The organism is Roseateles sp. (genome assembly GCF_046300915.1).
Classification (GTDB): Bacteria; Pseudomonadota; Gammaproteobacteria; order Burkholderiales; family Burkholderiaceae_C; genus Kinneretia.
On the sequence record NZ_JBKCLH010000170.1, the window covers coordinates 1 to 12,421 of the forward strand.

The 12,421-nt window shown below is 68.4% G+C and carries 8 protein-coding genes and 1 pseudogene; 4 read left to right on the forward strand and 5 right to left on the reverse strand.

The genetic code is table 11. From position 1 onward, the window contains the following. The 5 genes and pseudogenes from ACK5F2_RS13065 to ACK5F2_RS13085 form a co-directional block, all read right to left on the reverse strand. Positions 1 to 1,402, reverse strand: a pseudogene (locus tag ACK5F2_RS13065) (hypothetical protein); the annotation flags it as partial. A 152-nt stretch (positions 1,403 to 1,554) separates the two neighbouring features. Further along, complete coding sequence (locus ACK5F2_RS13070) at positions 1,555 to 4,323, reverse strand: ATP-binding protein (RefSeq protein WP_409865237.1); 2,769 nt, start codon at positions 4,321 to 4,323, stop codon at positions 1,555 to 1,557. A gap of 14 nt (positions 4,324 to 4,337) precedes the next feature. After that, entirely contained in the window at positions 4,338 to 5,459 is a 1,122-nt protein-coding gene (locus tag ACK5F2_RS13075; protein ID WP_409865239.1) for an ABC transporter substrate-binding protein, read from the reverse strand. Further along, positions 5,456 to 7,717: a putative bifunctional diguanylate cyclase/phosphodiesterase gene (locus ACK5F2_RS13080; RefSeq protein ID WP_409865241.1), complete on the reverse strand. Its 2,262-nt coding sequence runs from the start codon at positions 7,715 to 7,717 to the stop codon at positions 5,456 to 5,458. Before ACK5F2_RS13080 ends, ACK5F2_RS13075 begins: the two co-directional genes overlap by 4 nt. A gap of 102 nt (positions 7,718 to 7,819) precedes the next feature. Continuing rightward, positions 7,820 to 8,206, reverse strand: a complete 387-nt coding sequence (locus tag ACK5F2_RS13085) for a Fur family transcriptional regulator (RefSeq protein ID WP_409865244.1) — start codon at positions 8,204 to 8,206, stop codon at positions 7,820 to 7,822. A gap of 85 nt (positions 8,207 to 8,291) precedes the next feature. Between ACK5F2_RS13085 and ACK5F2_RS13090 the strand changes: the two genes are divergently transcribed. The 4 genes from ACK5F2_RS13090 to ACK5F2_RS13105 form a co-directional block, all read left to right on the forward strand. Further along, positions 8,292 to 9,524 carry a GTP-binding protein gene (locus ACK5F2_RS13090; RefSeq protein WP_409865246.1) on the forward strand — a complete coding sequence of 411 codons (1,233 nt, stop codon included), beginning with the start codon at positions 8,292 to 8,294 and terminating at the stop codon, positions 9,522 to 9,524. A 54-nt stretch (positions 9,525 to 9,578) separates the two neighbouring features. Next, positions 9,579 to 10,889: a hypothetical protein gene (locus ACK5F2_RS13095; protein ID WP_409865248.1), complete on the forward strand. Its 1,311-nt coding sequence runs from the start codon at positions 9,579 to 9,581 to the stop codon at positions 10,887 to 10,889. Positions 10,890 to 10,906: 17 nt separating this feature from the next. Further along, positions 10,907 to 12,079 (forward strand): hypothetical protein, encoded by a 1,173-nt coding sequence (locus ACK5F2_RS13100; RefSeq protein WP_409865250.1) that lies wholly within the window; start codon positions 10,907 to 10,909, stop codon positions 12,077 to 12,079. Further along, the coding region (locus ACK5F2_RS13105) for a metal ABC transporter solute-binding protein, Zn/Mn family (protein ID WP_409865253.1) at positions 12,060 to 12,421 on the forward strand (362 nt) is incomplete at its 3' end. The genes ACK5F2_RS13100 and ACK5F2_RS13105, both read left to right, overlap by 20 nt.

Consider the following 12,421-nt stretch of genomic DNA (forward strand, 5'->3'; position numbering starts at 1 on the left):
TGAGCGTGCGCAGCGTGCTGCTACTGGCGGAGAGGCCGCTGAGGTCCAGGCTGCCATCCAGCTGCAGGCCGCTGCTGGCGGCCAGGCTGGCGCCGCTTTTCAGGGCCAGGCTGGCGCCGGCGGCGATCTGGGTGGCACCGCTGTGCGCCGGGCTGCCGCTGAGCGTCCAGCTACCGGCCTGCAGCTGCAAGCCGCCGCTGCCGCTGAGGCTGCCGGCGAACTCGCCGCTGGCCTGGCTGAGCAGCAGGCTGCGACTGCCCAGCAGCACCTGGCCCGAGCCGGTGAGCGTGCGCAGCGTGCTGCTGCTGCCCGTGAGCGTGCTGAGGTCCAGGCTACCGTCCAGCTGCAGGCCGCTGCTGCTGGCCAGGTTGGCGCTGGCGCTGAGGACCAGCGTGACCCCCTGCCTGACTTGCAGCGCACCGGTGAAGGCTTGCGCCGCGCTCAGGGTGATGCGGGCGTCCTGGCCGTCCAGGGTGAGCCGACCGGCCACCCCGGGCTGGGCGTCGGAGAACACGCCGCTGAACAGGGCTTGCCGGCTGGGCGCCGAGACGGTGCCACCGCCGCCGTGGATCAGGAAGTTGCGGCTTATGGACATGGGGCTGTTGTCCACCAGGAGCACGCCACCCCTGAATACCGGATTCACCGTGATGCCCAGCTGGCTGGCCAGGTAGTGCGGGGCCTGGGTGTCGATATCGGTGCTCAGCGCAATCTGGCGTTGCTGGGCCAGGTAGGCGATGAGGTTGTCGGTGAGCGCCGGCTGCTCCGTCGAGGGAACCAGGTAGTTGATGTCCAAGACGCTGACCAGGGTGCCCAGCGGGACGCTCGAGAGACTGCCTGCGCCCCAAGCCGCGGCCGTGCAGTCGCTGCTCATGCAGCGGCCACTGCCCACGGCGGTGAACTTGCCGGCTCCCGGGAAAGGCACGCTGGACACGGCGTTGGCCAGTTGGAACTCGGGCAGCAGGGTCTGGGGTGAGGCCGCCATGCCGCTGGTATTCACCGTGACGGTGCCCGCGCCCAGGCTGCCCAGAAAGCTGGCGATGGAGTTGTTGCGCGGGAGCCAGGCCAGTACGTTCTCACCCACCAGCACGGCGGTGCGCCCACTGGCCAGATAGCTGCTGTAGAGGCTGGCGTTGGCGCCGGACAGGGGGTTGACGAAGCTGAGGTCCCAGACCTGGTCGTAGGCCAGCAGACTGCCGGGCAGGGCGTTGATGCTGACGATGGTGACCGTGTTGCCCGCTGCCAGCTGACGTGCCTGCAAGCGGGTCTGTGTGCCGGGCGCCAGCGTCAGGGCATTGGTCTCGGTGATGATCAGCACATTGGCTGCTTCAACCGCCGTGGGCAGCAGGGCCGCGGCCAGGGCGCTGGCGAGCAAGCCGAGGCGTTGCGGGGCGACAAGACTCATGCGAATCCCATGGTGGGAGCCTCTTGCCGGCAATAGCTGCCGCGATGCCCTGATTCTAGGCAGCCTCCCGGCTGCAATGGCGATCTTCAGCCACCCCCGGCTTTGCCCAGGCCCTTCAGGCCTCATGGCTGCCCCCGGGGGCGCAGATAGACTCAGGGCAACAGGACCTGGTCCTCGGACATCGAGACCGGGGCCTGCAGGGGCAGCAGCAGCTCGAACACCGTGCCCTGGCCCTCCTGGCTTTGCACCCGGATCTGCCCGCCCATCAGCTGGGTGACCAGGTTGTGCACGATGTGCAGGCCCAGGCCGGTACCGCCGCGCCCCATGCGCGTGGTGTAGAAGGGGTCGAAGATGCGGCCCATGGCCTGCGCCGGGATGCCCACGCCGTTGTCGCCCACATCCAGCTGTACCAGACCGGGCTGGGCCTCCAGCCGCCGGGCCCGTATGCTGATCTGGCCACCGCTCTCGCGCCCTTCAAAAGCGTGCAGCAGGGCGTTGTGGACCAGATTCGTGATGAGCTGGGCCAGGGGGCCTGGATAGCTGTCCAGCTCGATGTCGGCCTCGATGTCCAGGCTCAGCTTGTGGGGGCTGCGCTTGAGCATGGGATTGAGGGTGAGCAGGATCTCCTCGATGGCGGCGTCCAGCTTGAAGCGGCGCCGCTGGGTCGTCGTCTGGTCCACCGCCACCTGCTTGAAGCTCATCACCAGCTCGGCCGCCCGGCTCAGATTGCGCTGCGCGATGTCCGTGCCCTCGCCCACATGCGTGACAAAGCTCTCCAGCATGGAGCGCTTGAGCCCGCCACCGGCCATGGCGCTGCGGATCTGCTCCATGGGCTCGCGCAGGCTGGACACGGCCATCAGGCTATTGCCTATGGGCGTGTTCAGCTCATGGGCCACGCCGGCCACCAGGCGGCCCAGGGCGGAAAGCTTTTCGGCCTGCACCAGCTGCTGCTGGGCCTGGCGCAGTGCTTCCAGATTCATGGCCAGCTCGGCATTGGCCGCGGAGAGGGCTTCGGTGCGCTCGACGACCCGGTCTTCCAGTTCCAGATTGAGTTTGCGGATCTGGTCCTCGGCCCGGCGCTGCTCCGTGATGTCCTCCGTGGACATCAGCAGCAGGCGTGAACCGCGGATGGTCACCAGCTGCGCTGAGATGCGGCAGAGCATCACCTCGCCGCGCCCATTGCGCAGCAGGGCTTCGCTCGTGTGCAGCTCTGGCCGTGACTCCACGGCTGCAATCAGGGCTTCCCGATCGGCCATGTTGACCCACATCTTCATTTCGCTGCCGTTGAGTCCGATGGCTTCATCGGTACGGCGCGCAAACAGTTGCTGCCACGCCGCATTGACGGCTTGTGCCCGGTAGCCGTTATCGGCATCCGACACCGACAAGGCCGTGGGTGACGCATTGAAGATGAATTCCAACTTGTTTTCGCTGGCTGCCAGATCATCCAGGACACGGCGGTGCTCGGTCACATCCACATCCATGCAAACCACCAGACGGCCACCATCCTCGGCCGGGATGGGAAACAGGCTGGCCAGCACGATCAGCTCCCGCCCGTCTTGGTGGCGCATGCTGAACTCGGCAGGCCCGTAGGGCTGACCGCTGTCCACGATCTGCCTGATCACCGCCGCGAGGGCCTGGACCTGATCGGAATCCTTCAGGTACAGGGGCCGCTCATGAATGGAGTGGCCAATGGCATCGCGTGCCGTGTAGCCGTACATGCGCGTGGAGGCTTCGTTCCAGTACAGGAAGCGCCCCTCCGCATCGAACCATTGGATGGCGATGCTGGGCGTGGATTCCAGCGTGGCACTGAGCCGATCCGCCGCCCGGCGGGTCTCGATCTCGCGCGTCTGCAACTGATCCACCATGCGCGCGATGTCTTCCGAGAGGCGCTGCACCTCCAGAATGACCGAGGGCCTGACCGAGGGGGGATTCAGCTCACCGGCCGCGATCGATCGCACGCGACGCTGCAGCCGCGTCAGCGGTCGCGCCATGGCGGCGGCGGCCACGGGCGCGGCGAGCAGGGCCAGCAGCGGTCCGGCGATCAGCCCCGCCAGCACCAGCAGCACGGTCATGCGGTAGTGGTATTCGGCCATGCCGCGGGGGCTGTTGGCCATGAGCACCCATCCCAGCTTCTCGGACCGGCTGCCGGCGTAGCTGCGCGCCTGCCCGTCTGCACCGGTCTCCTGGGGAGGCAGATCTTGGCCGGCCAGCGCGGCCCTGAAGCTGGCGCTGCCGCTGAAGTCGCGGAACTGCATGCGCCCCTCGACGCTCTGCGAGGAGGCCAGCTCGCGCCCATGCGGGTCGATGATCAAGAGCTCGAAATCTGCCGAGGAGACCTGGCCGCGCCGGCTGACGCTGGCCAGCAGCTGCTGGGCCGAGAGCTCCAGGATGTAGCTGCGGCCCGAGAGCATCAGGCCCAGGGCCACGGTATTGCGGCCCGAGAGCACCGAGAGGTACTCGCCACTCCACAGGGGCGCGGCGCTGTGTCCGCGGGCCGTGCGGTCCAGGGCCTGCACCAGGGGGCTGGCCGAGAGATCCATGCCGCGCAGCTGGCTCAGCAGCGGCGGCCCCTGTTCAGCCGCCAGGGCCAGCACCTCGACGCGCTGTTCGCGGTCCAGCACATAGACCGCGGTGTAGAGCCGCGAGTGGTCGGCCAGGGCCTGGGCCAGACTCTGCTGGCGCCGGGTGTCGAGCTGAGAGGCGGCAGCCGCAAAGGCTTGCAGCTGATCCTCGACCATGCGGGTGTACTGTTCCAGCTGATGCCGTGCACCCTGCACGCGCTCATTGAGCAGATCGCGGTTGCGCTGTTCCACCTGGGGCAGGCGGTAGGCCAGCACCATGCCACCCACCACGGCGAACATGGTGCTGACCAGCAGCAGGAGCAGCAGGGTCCACCAGCTGCGCAAACTCAGGCTGCGCATCCTTGGGCCTGGCCTCAGTTCCGCACCTTGAAGCGGCCGTCGCGCACTTCGGCAATGCGCACGGCACGCAGGGTGTCACCCTTGCTGTCGAACTGCCAACGCTCCTGCAGCCCGGCATAGGGGCCGCCCTGGAGCAGGGCCTTCTTCAGGGCTTCGCCTCCCTGACCCGAGGACCGCGCCAGGGCATCCAGCGCGGCACTGGTGGCGTCGTAGGCGCCCAAGCTGGCGAAGCCGGGTTCCTGATTGAAGCGCTCTCGATAGCGGGCGGCGAAACGCAGGTACTCGGGATTGCTGCTGTCGCGGTCGAAGAGCTGCGCGATGAACATGCCTTCCACGACCTTGCCGCCGAGCTGGATCAGGGCTTCGGTGCCGGCCCAGGAGGAGGCGCTGAAGCGCGGCGCGAGTCCGCGGTTGCGCGCCGTCTGTATCAGTCGCACCGTGTCCACGGCGCTGGCCACCAGCATCAGCGTGTCGATGCCGTGGGGTGGCAGGGCCTCGATGGCGCGGCTGTAGCTGGCGTCATCACCCGAGGTGAAGCTCTGCTCGCTCACGATCTCGGCACCCAGCCGCCGCAGCGCCTCGCCGTACTGCAGGGTCCAGTCTTCGCTGAAGGCGCGGTTGCCCAGGTCCAGCACGATGGCCACTCGGCGCGCTCCCGCCTGGTAGTCGGCACGCGCTATCTGGTCGGAGTAGCTCTTCACCGAAGGCGCGACGCGAAACAGCATATCGTCCAGGCCAGCCAGGCTGGTCGCCGTGGCCGTGGGGCTCACGGTGGGCAGGCGGGCGCCCTCGATCTCGGGCAGCACGGCCTGGGCCATGGCACTGGTCATGGGCCCGATCAGCAGCAGCACCTTCTTCTGCAGCAGGTCCTTCACCGCTGCCTTGGCCTTGGCCGGGTCCTGGCCGTCGTCGGCATACTCGACCAGCACCTGACGACCCAGGACGCCGCCTTCGGCATTGAGCGCCTCCACCGCCAGCATCACGCCGTTGCGACCGGACTCGCCCAGATCGGCCACCCGGCCGGTCAGGCCGCCCAGATAGCCGATGCGCAGCGGGCCGGTTTCACGGCCACATCCTGCCAGCAGGGTGGGCAGCGTCAGCGACATCAGCAGCTGGGTGGCGGCGCGGCGCCTCATCGCAGCTTCTCCATGACCGGGCGGACCTTGAGCCACTCCAGCAGCTCGCTCAGCGGCATGGGCTTGGCGAACAGATAGCCCTGGGCCTCGTCGCAGCCCAGGGCCGCGAGCATGCGGGCCTGCTCGGAAGTCTCGACACCCTCGGCCAGCACCTTCATGCCGATCTGGCGGCCCAGGGGCAGCACCATCTCGGCGATCTGCGCGCTGCGCTCACCGCTGCCCAGGCAGGAGACGAAGGCGCGGTCGATCTTGAGCCGGTCGGCCGGCAGCTGGTGCAGATAGCTCAGCGAGGAATAGCCGGTGCCGAAGTCATCGATCGCAATGCCCACGCCCATGGCCTTGAGCGAGGCCAGGATCTGCAGCACTTGCTGGGCACCGGCCATGGCCACCGATTCGGTGATCTCCAGCTCCAGCGCCTCGGCGCCTACCCCGGTCTGCGCCAGGGCCTGCTGCACCATGTCCACAAAGCCCGGCGCCTGGAACTGCATCACCGAGACATTGACCGCCATATGGAAGCCTTGCAGGCCGGCGCGGCGCAGCTGGCCCACGGCCTGCAGGGCCGTGATCAGGGCCCAGCGGCCGGTTTCGATGATCAGGCCCGAGCTTTCCGCCACGGGGATGAAGGCATCCGGCGAGACATGGCGGCCATCGGCCGTGCGCCAGCGCATCAGGGCCTCGAAGCCGATGATCTCGCCGCTGTGCAGCGACCATTGCGGCTGGTAGGCCATATAGAGCTGACCCAGGCGAGGTGCCTCGGTGAAGGCCTGCAGCAGGCTCATATGCTCGCGGGTGCGGGCCTCCAATTCGGCGCCGTACCACAGCAGCTGGCCGGCGCCCTGGGCCTTGGCGCGTTTGAGGGCCAGGGAGGCGTTCTTCAGCAGCACCTCGCCCGTATCGCTGGGTCCGCTGGCCTGGGCCAGGCCCATGGAGACGGTGATGCGCAGCGGCTTGCCGTCCAGCTCGAAGGGCTCGTCCGTCAGCGCCTTGAGCCGCCCCAGATCCAGGGCTGCGGCCGGGCACAGCAGGCCGAAGATGTCCGGCCCGATGCGGGCGAGGAAGCTGCTGCTGCCCAGGCGTTCGCTCAGGCGCCGTGCCATCGCGCACAGCAGCAGGTCGCCGTGGGCGTGACCGAACATATCGTTGATCTCGCCGAAGCGGTCGATATCGATCACGCCCACCACCCAGCCCACGGCCGAGTCCGCCGGGGAACGGGCATCGATCTTTTCCACCAGGGCGCTGCGGTTGGGCAGGCCGACGAGGCGGTCGAAATACGCCAGGCCGTGCAGGCGTTCGGTGAGAAAGACCTTGGCCGCGCTCAGGTCCAGATGGCGGTGCAGCACCTGCAGCAGCTGCAGCTGTGCCGGCACCAGCGGGTTGTTGGAGCGCGCGTACATCAGCAGGCCCTGGCCCCGCTCCAGGGCCACCCAGACGATGACGGCATCGGCCTCGACGACGATGGACTTGGACAGGGCGCAGCGCTCGAGGTGGGGGAGGATCTGTTCGTCGTCCAGATCGCCCAGGGTCTTGCCCAGCATGTCCTCGAAACCTTGGCCGGCCACCAGCACCCGGGCTTGCGCCAGGGTTTCGGGCATATCGCTGGCCAGCGCCACGAAGCCGCTGAGCTCGGCCCGAAAGGGCTTCTGCAGCTCTTCGATCAGAGCTGCCGCGTAGTCGCTGATGCCCCGCTTGTCCAGCAGCGCGCTGCTGACGTCCAGGGTCTCATGCAGAAAGCGCTGCTGCTCGGCGGTGCGGCGCAGCTGGTCATAGGTGCGTATGGCCGTGAACAGCGCCACGAAGAGCTTGCTCCGTGTGAGCTCGCTCTTGGTGCGGTAGTCATTGATGTCGAAATGCATCACGGTCTGCTCGTCCGGCGCATAGCCCGGCTGGCCGGTACGCAGGATGATGCGTGCATCACGCATGGCCAGGTCCTGGCGTATGGTGCCCACGATGTCCAGACCGGCGGTGACGGTTTCCATCACCACGTCCAGCAGCACCACCGCCACATCCTGCTCGTGCTTGAGCATCTCCACGGCCTCGGCGCCCGAGTGGGCGTGCAGCAGCAGCAGGGGGCGGTTGAGGATGACGACGCCGCGCAGGCCGAAGTCGGTGGCCTCATGCACCTCGGGGTCGTCGTCGACGACCAGCACCTTCCATGGCGGCTGCTTTGAGGCGGCCGCAGGCGTGGAATCGTCATCGTCCACCAGCAGCAATATGTCGTCGGCTGCAGCGGGCGTGGCGACTGGACCTGGATGGTTCATGGGCATGCAAACGAACTCCGGGCATCCAGCATACCGCTGCCGCCGCGGTTTTCGCCCGCGGATTTGCGCGCAAGCCGGGGCGACCCGGCGACCCGGGCCGCCTCAGGTTGCGGCTCGGCAGTCGGGGCAGCGCCCGTAGAGCGTGAGTTCGTGGTCTTCGACGCTGAATCCTGCCGGGGCCAGTCGGGCCAGATTGCCCGGGCAGGCATGGATGTCGAACACCCGCTGGCACTGGCGGCACAGGAAGTGATGGTGGTGACCATGGCGAGCCTCATAGCGCGGGTTCTCGCCCGGCAGCTGCACCACCTGCAGCTCAGCACCCTCGACCAGGCTCTTGAGATTGCGGTAGACCGTGGCCAGGGACAGGCCCGGCACCTCTCGCTGAGCCAGCTCCAGGATCTCCTGGGCCAGCAGGGGCCGGCCGGCCTGATCCACGGTGGCACGGATGGCGGTGCGCTGGCGGGTTGAGCGCTGCGGGGCTTGTTCCATGGCGGCAGTGTAGCCAGCACGCCCAGGCCGTATGGCCCGGACTCGGGGCTTGTTGGTGTAAATGCAAATGCATTATCATTAAGAAATGCTGTCCTCCACTGTCATCCCTGCCCACCCCCTGCCGGTTACCGTGCTGTCCGGTTTTCTGGGGGCTGGCAAGACCACCCTGCTCAACCATGTGCTGGCCAATCGCCAAGGCCTGCGCGTGGCGGTGATCGTCAATGACATGAGCGAAGTGAATATTGACGCCGCCCTGGTGTCCATGGGCAGCGAAAAGGCTGGCGCCGCGCTGTCGCGCACCGAGGAGCGCCTGGTGGAGATGAGCAATGGCTGCATCTGCTGCACTCTGCGCGAAGACCTGCTGCTGGAGGTCCGGCGCCTGGCGGAGGAGGGCCGCTTCGATCACCTGCTGATCGAGAGCACCGGCATCGGCGAGCCCCTGCCCGTGGCGGCGACCTTTGACTTCCGCGACGAACAGGGCTTTGCCCTGAACGATGTGGCCCGCATCGACACCATGGTCACTGTGGTGGACGGCGCCCAGCTGCTGCGCGATTTCGAGGGCCGCGATCTGCTGGCCCAGCGCGGCGCGGTGGCGGGGGAGGGCGATGATCGCTCCCTGGCAGCCCTGCTGACCGAGCAGATCGAGTTTGCCAATGTGATCGTGCTCAACAAGCTGGACCTGATCAGCCCTGCCCAGCGCGAGCAGGTACAGGGCCTGCTGCGCGCGCTGAATCCGGCGGCCGAGATCGTGGAGTCGGTACGTGGGCAGGTGCCGCTGGACCGCATCCTCGGCACGGGCCTGTTCGATCTGGAAGCCGCCAGCGAGCAGCCCGGCTGGGCACGCGCGTTGGAAGGTGATCATCTGCCGGAAACCGAGGCCTATGGCATAGGCAGCTTTGTGCTGCGCAGCCGCGAGCCCCTGCACCCTGCACGCTTTGCTGCCTTCATGGAGCAGCCTTTCGCAGGCCTGCTGCGGGCCAAGGGCTACGTGTGGCTGGCGAGCCGACCCGATTGGGTGCTGGCCTACAGCCGCGCTGGCCAGATGGCCACCCATGAGCCCATGGGGCGCTGGTGGGCGGCGGCGCCGCGCGAGCGCTGGCCGGCGCCGGGCACACCCGAGCGCGCCGGCATCGAGCAGAACTGGCAAGAGCCCCATGGCGACCGTATGAACGAGATGGTCTTCATCGGCCGCGATCTGGACCGTGCGGCCATCGAACAGGCCTGGAAGGGCATGCACCTTAGCTTCACCGAGACCCGCAAGGGTCGTACCCACTGGGCCGCGTTGCCGGACCCCTTCCCGGACTGGTCGCCTGCCTGAGCAGCCGAGCACGGCCAGCCGCCCCCACTTTTCTTCGTCACAAGGATTGTTGATATGAATGCTTCAGTGCAGCCGCGCCCCTGGGCGCTCAGCCTTCTTACCGCGGCCCTGCTGGCCGCTTGCGGCGGCGGGGTGGACGAGCCCGAGAAGGACGACAAGCACGATTCCGTGACCATCGCCACCGCGGGCCGACTGGCCCTGGCCGAGCAGGGCAGCAAGACCCTGCGCCTGCACGATCTGGACAGCGCCACGGCCGCGGTCGAGGCCAGCTACACCCTGGAGCATGAGCCCGCGGCCCTCTACACCAGCCCGCGTGGCCGCTACGCCCTGGTCGTGCAGCGCATGCAAGACCAGGTGCAGATCCTGGACGGCGGCATCTGGCAGGAAGACCATGGTGACCATCTGCACGACTACAAGCAGGGCAGCCGCGCCCTGGCCTGGAAGATCACCGGCCCGCGCCCGACGCACTACGACGTGCAGGCCGGCAAGCAGGCCGCCTTCTTCATGGACGGCAATGCCACGGCCTCGCCCGTGCAGAACGCCGGCGTACGCCTCTTCACGGAAGCGTCGATTGCCGCCGGCGCCCTGGTGGCCAGCACCGATCTGGCCGCGCCCATCCACGGTCTGGGCGAGCCGGTGGACGACAAGCTGCTGCTGGTCAGCCGCGCGGCCGATGCGCCCGACACCCTGCCCACCCATCTGAACCTGCATCTGCGCAATGGCAGCGGCTACAGCTTGGTGCGCCAGGTCGCCACGCGCTGCAACGGCATGCATGGCAGCTTCAGCAGCGGCGCCTACACCGTGGCCGGCTGCCTGGACGGCATGCTGCTGGTGCAGCACACCGGCACGACCACGGTGGACGATGGCCGCAAGCTGAGCACGCCCCTGCGCGTGGGCACCATTGCCGGCCATCCTCGTCTGCCGGGCCAGTTCATCGGCATCGCCACCGAGGGCGCCGCGCCCGCCCCGGTCACCACCCGCTTCTATGCGGTGGATGGCGAGCGCGCCCGCGTCAGCGACTTCGTGCCCGAGGGCTGGAGCACGGGCCGGGTGCGCCGCGCCCATGGTTTTGACCGCAGCGGCCAGCGCTTCTTTGTGCTGGACGATCAGGGCAGTCTGGTCGTCAGCGAGCGCCGCAACGGCGCCTGGGCGCCCCTGGCCCGCGTGAGTGGCGCCATTCCCCGCATGCCCACGGCGGCGCCCTGGCCCGTGCTGGTGGCCAATGGCGCGGTAGACGAGCTCTATCTGAGCGACCCGGTGGCCAAGCAGCTGGTGGTGCTGGACAGCAAGACCGGCGCCGTCAAGGCCCGCCGCGATCTGGGCTATGTGCCCACCGTGATCACCTGGCTGGGCATCAACCGTTGAACCCGAAAGCCGCTCCCATGAAGTCCACATCTCCCAAGACCCTCTTCAAGATGGCCGCGACCCTGCTGGCCCTGTCTGCCGCCGCGGCTCAGGCCCAGGCACCGGCCAAGCCCGCCAGCCAGGCCTGGCAGTTCGGCGCCGTGCTGGACCTGACGCACACCAGCCGGCCCCTGGCCCTGGGCGGGCGCGACCAGGGCCTGCAACTGGGCCACAGCGACCTGACGGCCAGCGGCCCGCTCGGCCCCTGGCTGCGCGCCCAGGCCACGGTGGCCGTGGCCACGCATGAGGGCAAGCTGGAAAAAGGCGTGGAAGAGTTCTGGCTGGAGACCACCCGCCTGCCCGCGGGCCTGCAGCTGCGCGCCGGCCGCTTCGCCTCCCAGATCGGCTATCTGAACCAGCAGCATCCGCATGCCGATGACTTTGTGGAGCGCCCCCTGCTCTACCGTGCCTTCTACGGCGGTCACTGGAATGACGACGGTCTGCGCCTGAACATCACCCTGCCCACCAGCTTCTACTGGATGGTGGGGGCCGAGGTCTTCCGCGGCCGCAAGCTGGTGGCGGAGGCCGCGCCGGGCAGCGCGAGCGGCCTGGGCGTGAGCACCTTGAGCACCAAGCTGGGCGCCGACCTCAACCGCCACCACAGCTGGCAGCTGGGCCTGTCCCACATCCACAACCGCCGCGAGGCCGCCCTGGAGGACGAGGACCATGCTCATGAGCACGGTGCCGAAGAGCACGAGCACCACCACCATCATCACGGTGCCCAGTTCAGCGGCCGCAAGACCTGGCTGGTGGATGGCACCTGGAAATGGGCGCCCGGCGGCAACAACCGCGAGCAGCAGCTGCGCCTGGGCTTCGAGGCCGCGCGCATCACCGGCCTGAACCGCTTTGCCCGCGGCAGCGACAAGCACGAGGCCAATGCCCTGAGCGCGGTCTGGCGCTTCAATCCCAGCTGGGAAGTGGGCGTGCGCAGCGATTGGCTGCGCGCCCGCCAGCCCCATGGCGATCACTTCCACAGCGTGCTGCTGCGCGAGCGCAGCCTGATGCTGGCCTGGAAGCCCACCCATATGCAGGCCCTACGCCTGCAGTACGCGCGCCAGAGCGATGCGCATGAGGTGGAGAACGCCTCGCGCGGCAGCTGGCAGCTGCAGTATGTGATGGCCTTTGGAGCCCATGGTGCGCACAGCTTCTGAACCCCGCCGCCCGCGCCCCTGGGCGCGCCTGCTGGGTGCAGGCCTGCTGCTGGGCCTGGCCCTGCCAGTGCGCGCGCTCACCGTGTTTGCCTGCGAGCCCGAGTGGGCGGCCCTGACCCGGGTGCTGGCGCCCCAGGCCAAGCTGCATGTGGCCACCCATGCCGGCCAGGACCCGCATCACATCGAGGCGCGGCCCAGCCTGATCGCCCAGCTGCGCGCCGCCGATCTGGCGGTCTGCACCGGGGCGGGCCTGGAGTCGGGCTGGCTGCCCATGCTGCGCCAGCGCGCCGGGCGGGAGCCGGTGCTCTTCGAGGCCAGCGACTACGTGGCCCTGATCGATGC

Bases quoted from the DNA above. Each gene is read 5' to 3' on its own strand.
- ACK5F2_RS13070 (WP_409865237.1), bottom strand. From the start codon at position 4,323: ATGCGCAGCCTGAGTTTGCGCAGCTGGTGGACCCTGCTGCTCCTGCTG.
- ACK5F2_RS13075 (WP_409865239.1), bottom strand. From the start codon at position 5,459: ATGAGGCGCCGCGCCGCCACCCAGCTGCTGATGTCGCTGACGCTGCCC.
- ACK5F2_RS13080 (WP_409865241.1), bottom strand. From the start codon at position 7,717: ATGAACCATCCAGGTCCAGTCGCCACGCCCGCTGCAGCCGACGACATA.
- ACK5F2_RS13085 (WP_409865244.1), bottom strand. From the start codon at position 8,206: ATGGAACAAGCCCCGCAGCGCTCAACCCGCCAGCGCACCGCCATCCGT.
- ACK5F2_RS13090 (WP_409865246.1), top strand. From the start codon at position 8,292: ATGCTGTCCTCCACTGTCATCCCTGCCCACCCCCTGCCGGTTACCGTG.
- ACK5F2_RS13095 (WP_409865248.1), top strand. From the start codon at position 9,579: ATGAATGCTTCAGTGCAGCCGCGCCCCTGGGCGCTCAGCCTTCTTACC.
- ACK5F2_RS13100 (WP_409865250.1), top strand. From the start codon at position 10,907: ATGAAGTCCACATCTCCCAAGACCCTCTTCAAGATGGCCGCGACCCTG.